The 9497-nt window shown below is 58.6% G+C and carries 10 protein-coding genes; 3 read left to right on the top strand and 7 right to left on the bottom strand.

From position 1 onward, the window contains the following. Position 1 precedes the first annotated feature (1 nt). Positions 2-151 (top strand): CopG family antitoxin, encoded by a 150-nt coding sequence (locus HLUCCO03_RS19365; protein WP_292016711.1) that lies wholly within the window; start codon positions 2-4, stop codon positions 149-151. A gap of 74 nt (positions 152-225) precedes the next feature. Here HLUCCO03_RS19365 and HLUCCO03_RS19360 read toward each other — a convergent pair whose 3' ends face one another. After that, positions 226-1158 (bottom strand): hypothetical protein, encoded by a 933-nt coding sequence (locus HLUCCO03_RS19360; protein ID WP_027830481.1) that lies wholly within the window; start codon positions 1156-1158, stop codon positions 226-228. A 338-nt stretch (positions 1159-1496) separates the two neighbouring features. Between HLUCCO03_RS19360 and HLUCCO03_RS19355 the strand changes: the two genes are divergently transcribed. After that, the gene (locus HLUCCO03_RS19355; RefSeq protein ID WP_027830480.1) at positions 1497-2480 is read left to right on the top strand and encodes an integron integrase; all 984 of its coding nucleotides are present in this window, start codon (positions 1497-1499) and stop codon (positions 2478-2480) included. A gap of 130 nt (positions 2481-2610) precedes the next feature. Continuing rightward, positions 2611-3378 (top strand): adenosylcobinamide-GDP ribazoletransferase, encoded by a 768-nt coding sequence (locus HLUCCO03_RS19350; protein ID WP_027830479.1) that lies wholly within the window; start codon positions 2611-2613, stop codon positions 3376-3378. Positions 3379-3410: 32 nt separating this feature from the next. On the opposite strand, the gene bluB is transcribed toward HLUCCO03_RS19350, so the two are convergent. The 6 genes from bluB to HLUCCO03_RS19320 form a co-directional block, all read right to left on the bottom strand. Then, positions 3411-4121 (bottom strand): 5,6-dimethylbenzimidazole synthase, encoded by a 711-nt coding sequence (gene bluB, locus HLUCCO03_RS19345; protein ID WP_027830478.1) that lies wholly within the window; start codon positions 4119-4121, stop codon positions 3411-3413. A gap of 50 nt (positions 4122-4171) precedes the next feature. Next, a complete protein-coding gene (locus tag HLUCCO03_RS19340) occupies positions 4172-5638 on the bottom strand; it encodes a cobyric acid synthase (protein ID WP_027830477.1) in 1467 nt (488 codons plus the stop codon). Positions 5639-5653: 15 nt separating this feature from the next. Beyond that, positions 5654-6265: a cob(I)yrinic acid a,c-diamide adenosyltransferase gene (cobO, locus tag HLUCCO03_RS19335; RefSeq protein ID WP_027830476.1), complete on the bottom strand. Its 612-nt coding sequence runs from the start codon at positions 6263-6265 to the stop codon at positions 5654-5656. Next, positions 6258-7589, bottom strand: coding sequence for a cobyrinate a,c-diamide synthase (locus tag HLUCCO03_RS19330; protein WP_036197818.1), 1332 nt, complete (start codon positions 7587-7589; stop codon positions 6258-6260). The genes cobO and HLUCCO03_RS19330 overlap by 8 nt, the downstream gene beginning before the upstream one ends. 149 nt (positions 7590-7738) lie before the next feature. Beyond that, positions 7739-8512 (bottom strand): ABC transporter ATP-binding protein, encoded by a 774-nt coding sequence (locus HLUCCO03_RS19325; RefSeq protein ID WP_027830474.1) that lies wholly within the window; start codon positions 8510-8512, stop codon positions 7739-7741. Beyond that, the gene (locus HLUCCO03_RS19320) at positions 8512-9471 is read right to left on the bottom strand and encodes an iron ABC transporter permease (RefSeq protein ID WP_051603952.1); all 960 of its coding nucleotides are present in this window, start codon (positions 9469-9471) and stop codon (positions 8512-8514) included. The genes HLUCCO03_RS19325 and HLUCCO03_RS19320 overlap by 1 nt, the downstream gene beginning before the upstream one ends. Positions 9472-9497: the final 26 nt, after the last annotated feature.

The following is a 9497-nucleotide window of genomic DNA, read 5'->3' as shown; positions in this document are numbered from 1 at the left end:
GCTGAAACCCTCAACCAAGACGATCTCACTCCGGTTGCCGGAAACCTTGCTTGATCGGATCAAAATCGAAGCCAACAAGCGGGACATGCCCTATCAATCACTGATCAAGGCTTGGCTTGCGGACGACGTGAACGACAGCCGTCGGACCTGAGGTGCTAACGTCGCCAGCAGGGGCCGAAAAACCATAGCGCAGCGACGGTTTTTTGGTCCCTCTGACTGGCATTGTTAGTCATTTTTCATCTCTTCAGCTTCGGCTTCTGCAATTGCTTTCATTCTAAGCAGCTCACCCATCTCATCTGCATCTCTCATTCTTTCCCAGTGTAACTTCTGTTCTTTTTCTGAACGTGCTTTGACCTCGGCGGGATCTAAGGAGTTAAGGTATTTTTCAAGTGATTCAATAGTATCAATGGTCTCCTTAACTTGACCAAAAGTTGGCTCAGCTTTTCCATGGGCTGACATATTCCTAATTTTGCGCATCTCGTTAATTTTATTGCTGAGCTCTTTGGGGATATCAATACCGTAGTGCCTCGTGTTTCCAGAGGCTAGAACCATTGCAAACGGACGGTGGTTTCTAACTTTTAAGTCAAGCCCATTTATAAATTCATCCAGATACTTTTCAAAGTATGTCCAAGCAGAAAGCAATGCCCCAAGTGGATGCAATTTTGCCAACTCTTGCAATTTTTCAAGTTCTTTGTCATTACCAGGCTCTCCTAGCCTAAATGCTACAAGATCTGTTTCATCCGCAAATTGAGATAACAACTCATCATAGTCTTGGCCGTAATGTTTGCGCAAAACCGATTTGAAAAATTCTTTAGCAATATTCATATAAAATATTGCTGTAAGCTCATTTGGAGAGCCGAACCTATGCTGTAGAGCGTTTCTTTCATCTATCAACAATTCAATTTTGTTCAAGTACGGAAGATCAACTTTAGCGTCCTCCAGTGCACTCAAGCAACCTTGGATAGTGATCGTTTCTTTAGGATTTTTGTAGATGGATTTCCCTGCATCTAGGACTAGATCTTTAAGTATCAACTCCACTGCGTTCGCTAAATGAAGTATCACAAGCTTTCTATCTAGTTCTTTATTCCCGTTATAGTGGGAAATGGAATGTCCAAGCAATTCCATGGCGCTTTGAAAAAGTGGTGACTCTATAGCCACGATACCTCCTAAATGACTAACATTTGTATATGAGTCTGAATGATCACTTTTCCCACGACTCATATTTCAATTCAACAGTTCCCCAAAACTATGTAGAAAATCCCGTCAGGTCAATAAGTTCTGGCCGTGTTCCTGACAGCCATCCCAAACAAAAATGATCACAAAGACCACTATCCACTTTTTCGACCACCCTTCCATCCAACTGATATTTATAGAACATTTACGGTTTTCTACAAACTCACCCAGTTCATGGTCGCAATGATCATTTTTCCAGTTGCCAATGCCATAAGCCCCACATAAACTGTACGGATATACAGCACTAAACAGGACTTGTATTCATGGATGACATTCCAGTCCCACTGCCAGCTATCCCGACTCGCTTTATGGACCGCTTCCGCGCATTCATTCGCGCCCGGCACCTGGCCTATCGCACCGAGAAAACCTACTGCAACTGGGTGCGTGAATTTATTCGGTTCCACGACAAACGTCATCCGGAATCCATGGGGGCGGAAGAGGTAAACGCCTGGCTGAGCCATCTGGCGAATAACCGCAACGTGGCGGTGAACACGCAGAAAACAGCGCTGAATGCGGTGGTTTTCATGTATCACCAGTTTCTCGGCAGAGAGCTGGGCGAGCTTCAGTTCATCAATACCTCCCGGGGCCGCAAGCTGCCGACGGTTTTCAGTCATGAGGAAGCCATGTCTGTTCTATCGAATATGCAGGGCACCAATCGGCTGGTCGCCAGCCTGATGTACGGCTCTGGTTTGCGGGTTATGGAGGCCGCGCGTTTGCGGGTTCAGGATGTGGATTTTGCTGAACCCTGCCTGTTTGTGCGTGAAACCAAGGGCGACAAGTGGCGACGCACGATCTTGCCCGCCTCCATTTGTGAGAGCCTGAAAAACCAGGTGGAGTACGCTCTCGCGATTCACCAACAAGACCTGGAGGACGGCTTCGGTGAGGTTTACATGCCCCAGGCATTGAACAAAAAGTACCCCGGTGCGGCCCGCAGTCCCGCTTGGCAATATGTGTTTCCGGCACTGCGGCTGTCGGTTGATCCGCGCTCGGGCATTCGTCGCCGCCATCACATTGGTGAGCAGCAGGTTCGCCGTGCGGTGAACGACGCCATTCGCGCCACCGGTATCCGCAAGAAAGCCAGCTGCCACACCTTTCGCCACAGTTTTGCCACCAACCTTTTGAAGCGCGGCACCGATATTCGCAGTATTCAGGAGTTGCTGGGGCACAACGACATTTCCACCACACAGATCTACACCCATGTGGTGGGCACCCATGAGCGGGGGATCAGCAGTCCGCTGGATGCGTGAGCAACAGTGAGCAAGCCGGCAAAGAACCGGTACAGGCTGCCCTGTATGTGGAGGCACACAGTTGCCGCAGTGTTACACTGGCACCCCAATGACTCCCGCCGTCCAATCAAGAGCCAAAAGCCCAGCAACCATGAAGCAGATCATCAGCAGAGAATGGCAGGCCTTCTGGCTGGCCGTCGGATTTCTGAGCCGCATCCCCATGCTGGTTCGCATTGATTACTCCGATCGATTGATGAACCAGAGTGCGGTTTACTTTCCGCTGGTCGGTCTGTTGCTTGGGGGGATGTACGCCGGGCTTTACCTGGCACTTGCTTCTTTCTGGAGCCCGCTGGTGTGTCTGGTTCTTGTCACCGGCTTTCACCTGTGGATTACCGGGGCCTTTCATGAGGATGGGTTGGCAGACAGCGTGGATGCGCTTGGCGGCGGCTACACGCTGGAAGCCCGGCTGAGGATGATGAAAGACAGCCGCATCGGCACCTACGGCACCGTTGCGCTGATTATTGCGCTGGCGCTGAAAGTGGCCTTGTTGGCCGAGTCCCCGCTGGTGTGGCTGGCGCTGCTGCTGGCACCCATGGTGGCGCGGCTTGCCCCGTTGCTGATCATGGCGTTCCTGCCGTACGTCACCGATCCGGACAAGAGCAAGAGCAAACCGGTGGCGGATGATTTCTCCCGCACCCGGCTAGTGTACGCCGCTGCATTTACCGCTGTTACAGCAGCACTGCTTGCGGGGCTCGCGTTCAATATCCTGCTCTGGAGTGTCTTGGCCACCGCCGGTGTCGCTGCAGCCTGGGGCCTGTACCTGAAAAAACAGCTGGGGGGTTACACCGGTGACACCCTGGGTGCCAGCGTGGTGTTCGCCGAACTGGTGTTGTTACTGGGCCTTGCCAACGGGGCGTGACCCACCCCACGGGAGCGGCGCTTCAGGCCCGTTCAGTCCTGCTGCCGGGTTTTGATCACCGCGCTCAGCGGTGCGTTGTCGATAGGCTGGCCCCAGCCGTTGCCATGAACCAGTTCTTCAAGGGGTAACCGTGAGCGCCAGCCTTTGGCCTGCAGTTCCGGCTGATCCAGGAATTCGCTGACATACCCGAGGCACAGATAAGCCAGTGGATACACCTGCTCCGGCAGCTGCAACGTGCCGGCCAGCTTGTGCTGATCCAAAATGCTGACCCAGCCCACGCCTATGCCTTCGGCCCGGGCGGCCAGCCACAGATTCTGGACCGCCAGGCAGGTGCTGAACAGGTCGGTTTCCACGATCGAGTTGCGGCCCAGTACATGGGTACCGCCACGGCTCCGGTCGCAGGTAATACAAAGATTGATGGGGCTATCCAGAATGCCCTGGAGTTTCAGGTTCCTGTAGCGGGTGTTGCGCTCACCGGTGTAATTATCGGCTGCCTTGCGGTTTTCTTCCTCGAAGATGTCAAGAACGGACCGGCGCACTTCGGTGCTGTCGATGACGATGAAGTCCCAGGGCTGCATGAACCCTACCGACGGCGCGTGGTGGGCGGCGTTGAGCAGGCGGACCAGAACGTCTGCCGGGATCGGGTCGGGCAGGAACTGGGAGCGCACGTCCCGGCGTTCGTATATGGCGCGGTAAAGGCCCTTGCGCTCGTCTTCATTGAAGGGTCGGTTGTGGTCGGTCATTGATGTTGTAAATCCTGTTTGGGTGTCGGGTTACGCTTTGCTAACCCGACCTACGTTTTTAGTAGGTTACGTAGCCAGTCCGTATCCAGGTGGTCTTCTACCAGGTCGGCCAACCGGTCCAGCTGTTGCTGGCGGTGCTGCTGGTAATTCACGGCCGCGCTGGCCACCGCCGTGTCGGCCTCCAGGCCTGCCCAGGCCAGAATCGCGTTGCAGGCTTCGGGTTGATCGAAGATGCCATGAACGTAGGTGCCCGCGATCTGACCATCCCCGCTGATGGCCCCGTCCGGCTTGCCAGCCAGCACCGACACTGGTGATTCCAGGGCTGGCCCGGTAGTGACACCGTTGTGCATTTCGTAGCCGGTGAAACCAGCTTTGTCCGGGCCAATCGTGAGCCTGCCGGTCACATCCTTCAGTTGCTTGCCCGCCACCATGCGCGTGGTCATATCCAGCAGGTCCAGGCCGTCGGTGTTGCCGGCCTCGCCCTCCAGTCCCTCCGGATCCGCAATCTCTGTGCCCAGCATCTGAAAACCGCCGCAGATACCAAACACCTTGCCGCCATAGCGCAGGTGTTTCTGTATGGCTGCTGGCCAGCCCTGGGACCGCAGCCACTCCATATCATGGCGGGTGCTTTTGCTGCCGGGCAGCAGAATCAGGTCCGCCGGAGGAATGGGCTGGTCCGGGCCGATGAACTGAAGGTTCACGCCGGGGTGCAGGCGCAGGGGGTCGAAGTCGTTGTGGTTGCTGATGCGGGGCAGTACCGGGACGACCACGTTCAGCGCGCCGGCGTCGCTGTTGCCGCTGGTACCCACGCTGTCTTCGGCGTCGATCACCAGGCCATGGAGGTAAGGCAGCACGCCGAGTACGGGCTTGCCGGTGCGATCCGTGAGCCAGTCCAGCCCCGGCTCCAGCAGCGCCTTGTCGCCCCGGAAGCGGTTGATGATAAAGCCGCTGGTGCGGGCCCGTTCGCTGTCGGACACCAGTTCCAGGGTGCCCAACAGCTGCGCGAATACACCACCCTTGTCGATATCGCCAACCAGCAGCACGGGGCAGTCCGCCGCTTCGGCGAAGCCCATATTGGCGATGTCGTTGGTGCGCAGGTTGATCTCGGCGGGGCTGCCAGCGCCTTCGGCGATAATCACATCATACCGGGCGCTCAGGGCTCGCCAGGCGGCCATCACTGATTCCATCGCCTCGGCCTTGTAGGCGTGGTAATCCAGCGCGTCCATATTGCCATGGACCCTGCCCCGCAGGATCACCTGGGCGCCCCGGTCGCTCTGGGGCTTGAGCAGCACCGGGTTCATATCACTGTGGGGCTCCAGGCCACAGGCCAGGGCCTGCAGGGCGGTGGAGCGGCCAATTTCGCCGCCGTCCACGGTGACTGCACTGTTAAGCGCCATGTTCTGGGGCTTGAACGGCGCCACCGATACACCCTGGCGCGCCAGCCAGCGGCACAGGGCCGCCACCACCGTGGTCTTGCCGGCGTCGGAGGTAGTGCCCTGTATCATCAGTGTGGTCATGGAGTGTCCGGCCTGTTACAGCTCAACGCCTTTCTGGGCCTTGATGCCCTGGTCCTTGAAGGCGTGCTTCACCACGCCCATTTCCGTCACCGTGTCCGCCAGGTCCACCAGCTCCTGGGGTGCGGAGCGGCCGGTAACCACCACGTGCTGCATGTCCGGGCGACCCTGAAGGTCGTCCAGTACACGGTCCAGGTCGATATAGTCGTACTTCAGGGCGATGTTGAGTTCGTCCAGAAGGATCAGGTCGTAGCTTTTGTCTTTCAGCATGGCGGCTGCCACATCCCAGGCGGCGTTGGCAGCTTCCACATCCTGCTCTCGGTTCTTGGTGTCCCAGGTATAACCCTGGCCCATGACGTGGTAATCCACGTTGGGCAGGTCGCGGAAGAAAGCGTGTTCGCCGGTACTGAAGGCACCCTTGATGAACTGGACAATGCCCACTTTCATACCGTGCCCAAGGGCCCGCGCCACCATGCCAAAGCCAGAACTGCTCTTGCCCTTTCCGGGACCGGTAAGCACCAATAACACGCCCTGTTCTTTCTGGGCGCGGGCGATGCGCTCCTGCATGATTTTCTGCTTGGCTTCCATGCGCCGGGCATGGCGTTCCGGGTCTTTGGCGCGTTCACGCATGGTGCGTCTCCTTCGAGCTGGGAATTGGCGTGATGGCTTCACCCCTGAAAATAGCCGCTACCAGTTCCGGTGCGGAGGGGAAATAGCCGTGGAAATAGCTGGCCACCAGGCCGTTATGGCAGAACACCGGCTCCGCTTCCGTACCGGCGATCTTGCGGGTACGGGCCGTTGGAACCCAGCCGGTCTCCAGGCGGGAATGATGGTAGGTGTGGCCCCTCAGTTCACTCTGTTCCGCAAAAAGGCTTTGCAACCCCAGCGCCTGCAGCTTGCCCGCCATTTCCACACGGCCGGGCATCAGGCCCAGCATAGCGTGACTGTCACCGTTCTTGTCCACCAGAGTTTCAGTGCAGGCCATGAGTCCACCGCATTCGGCCAGCATTGGTTTGCCAGAGGCGTGATGACGCCGAACGGCCTCAAGCATCGGGGTATTGGCGGCCAGCGTAGCACCATGCAACTCGGGATAACCTCCTGGCAGCCACAGGGCATCGGCTTCGGGGAGGTCGCTGTCGGTCAGTGGTGAGAAATAGGTCAGCTCCGCACCCATCGCTGACAGCAGGTCCAGGTTGCCACGATAGAGAAAACTGAAGGCGGCATCTTTCGCAATGGCAATACGAATGCCTTCCAGCAGACGGGGTGTCGGCCGCGGCGCCTCGGCGGTCAGGGTCACTTCCTGCGGCAGGCCGTCCAGTCCGGCCTCCGCCAGCACTTGCGCGGCGGCATCCAGGCGCTGGTCCAGGTCATCCAGTTCGCCGGCCTGAACCAGGCCCAGATGCCTGTCCGGGATGTTCATGGCGTCGTTGCGGGGAATCGCTCCCAGCAAACTGACCCCCTCTGGCAGACTCTCCCGCAGCATATCGCCATGGCGGGGGCTGCCGATGCGGTTGGCGATCACCTGGTACACCGGCAATTCCGGATCGAATGTTGCGAGCCCGAGGGCCACAGCCCCGAATGTCTGTGCCATGCCGCGGGCGTCAATCACCGGCAGCGCCGGTATACCCATCAGCTTGGCCAGGTCCGCGCTCGAGGGGTCGCCATCGAACAGCCCCATGGAACCTTCCACCAGAATCAGATCGGCATCCTGTGCCGCTTCGGTCAAACGCCAGCGGCATTCTTCCTCACCGGTCATCCAGGGGTGTAGCTGATACACCGGCTGGCCCGAGGCGACTTCCAGTACCATCGGATCCAGATAGTCTGGACCGTGCTTGAATACTCGCACATTACGCCCAGCGTTCCGATGAAGTCTCGCTAAGGCCGCTGTCACCATGGACTTGCCCTGACCGGAGCCCGGGGCTGTAATCATTGCGGCTGGGACTGTTGCTTTCATGCTATCCACCGTGTCCGAGACTTTGGGTGTATGCATTGGTTGGGGACTGCCTTGCGGGACACGCTGTGAATTCGTCCCTGTACGCTCGACAAAAACATCCATGTTTTTGACGGTCCCGCAAGGCAGTCCCCAACCAATGCCCTGAAATTTTATCGGGCCTTCTTGGGTACAAACAAAGGCGCTCCATCCACTTCAACTGTCTGCAATGCCTGGTCATACAGGCGCTCAAGAGCCGAGGGGACCAGCATCCGCTCTGCAGGGCCCCAACAAGCATCACCATTTGGATACAACAACAATAGGTGATCGCACCAGCGGGCTGCCGAATTCAGGTCATGCAGGCACATGAAAACTGAGCGGCCGCTTCGCGCCTGCTCTGTCAGCAACTCCAGCACCGATACCTGATGATGTAAATCCAGATGGTTGGTGGGTTCGTCCAGTAGCCAGGTATCAGGCGCCTGGGTCAGTACCGTGGCAATCGCCACGCGCTGGCGTTCGCCGCCGGAGAGCGTACTGACAAGTCGATCACCGAGATGGCCAACGTCCAGCTTGTCCAGGGCCTGCCGCGCCAGGCGCTCGTCTTCCCCGGATTCCATCTGCCAGGGCGACAACCACGGATGGCGGCCGATCAGGGCGGTTTCCAGCACCGTTGCCGGAAAGCCGTCCTGGCGGTCCTGGAAGACCAGGCCCAGTTGTTGTGAAATCTGCCGGCGACGCAATTCGGTCAGTGAGTGCTCCCCCAGGCAGACCTCACCTTGGCGGGGCGAACGCAGGCCGGCGAGGGTGTGCAGCAGGGTTGTCTTGCCCGCACCGTTGGGGCCGAGTACGCCCCAGATCTGCCCAGGGTCCACCCCGAAGTCCAGGGGCTGGCCCTCGGCCCGGCCGGGGATATCGATCACCAGTTCTTTTGCCCGTAACGGATTCATCAGCGGCTCCGGTACAGCAGGTAAAGGAATGTGGGCACACCCAGCAAGGCGGTAATCACCCCTACCGGTAACTGCTCCGGTGCAATCACCACCCGCGCCAGGGTATCCGCCAGCACCAGCAAGGTGCCACCGGCCAGGGCGCAGGCGGGCAGGATCAGGCGCTGGTCGTTGCCCAGTACCAGGCGCAGCATATGGGGCACTACCAGGCCAACAAAACCAATGCTGCCCGCCATGGTCACGGCAGTGGCGGTCAGCAGGCTGGCGAGGATGTAGATGGTCCATTCCAGCGGGCGCACGGATACGCCCAGGGCCGCCGCCTGCATGGGGCCACGGGCCAGCACGTTCAGGCTGCGCCCCAGGGGTACCACCAGCAGGCACACCAGGAACAGAAGAACCAGTGCGGGCCAGGGTGAGCGGGCATAGGACACATCACCCATCAACCAGTACAGCATGCCCGGCAGGCGCTGGGCCGGGCTTATGGCCAGCATCAGGGTGATCACTGCACCCCAGCCTGCAGCCACTACCACACCGGTCAGTAACAGCCTGGAGGGTGTCCAGCTACCGGTACCGTGGGCCAGGCCGAAGACCATGAGTGTGGCCAGCATGGCCCCTGCAAAAGCGGAGCCGGAGACGATCATGCCGCCCAGGCCCGCCAGCATTGCCAACAGGGCACCAACGGCAGCGCCACCGGACAACCCCAACACATAAGGGTCTGCCAGCGGGTTGCGTAACAGCACCTGCATCAGCGCCCCCGCCACCGCCAGCAAACCGCCTGTGGCAAATGCTGACAGGGTGCGGGGCAGGCGCAGTTCCAGCACCAGGGTCTGTTGCAGGTTGCTGCCTTCGCCGAGGATCACCGCCAGTACCTGCCCCGGTGGTACGCTGACACTGCCGGTGCCCACAGACAGCACCATGGCCGCCAGGCCAGCAAGTATCAGCACCAGTAACGGTTTGAACAGGGACCGGCTCACAGTCACCTTCTCCT

The organism is Marinobacter sp. HL-58 (assembly GCF_001314605.1).
Taxonomy (GTDB): Bacteria; Pseudomonadota; Gammaproteobacteria; order Pseudomonadales; family Oleiphilaceae; genus Marinobacter.
This window is presented reverse-complemented; position numbering and strand designations above follow the sequence as displayed.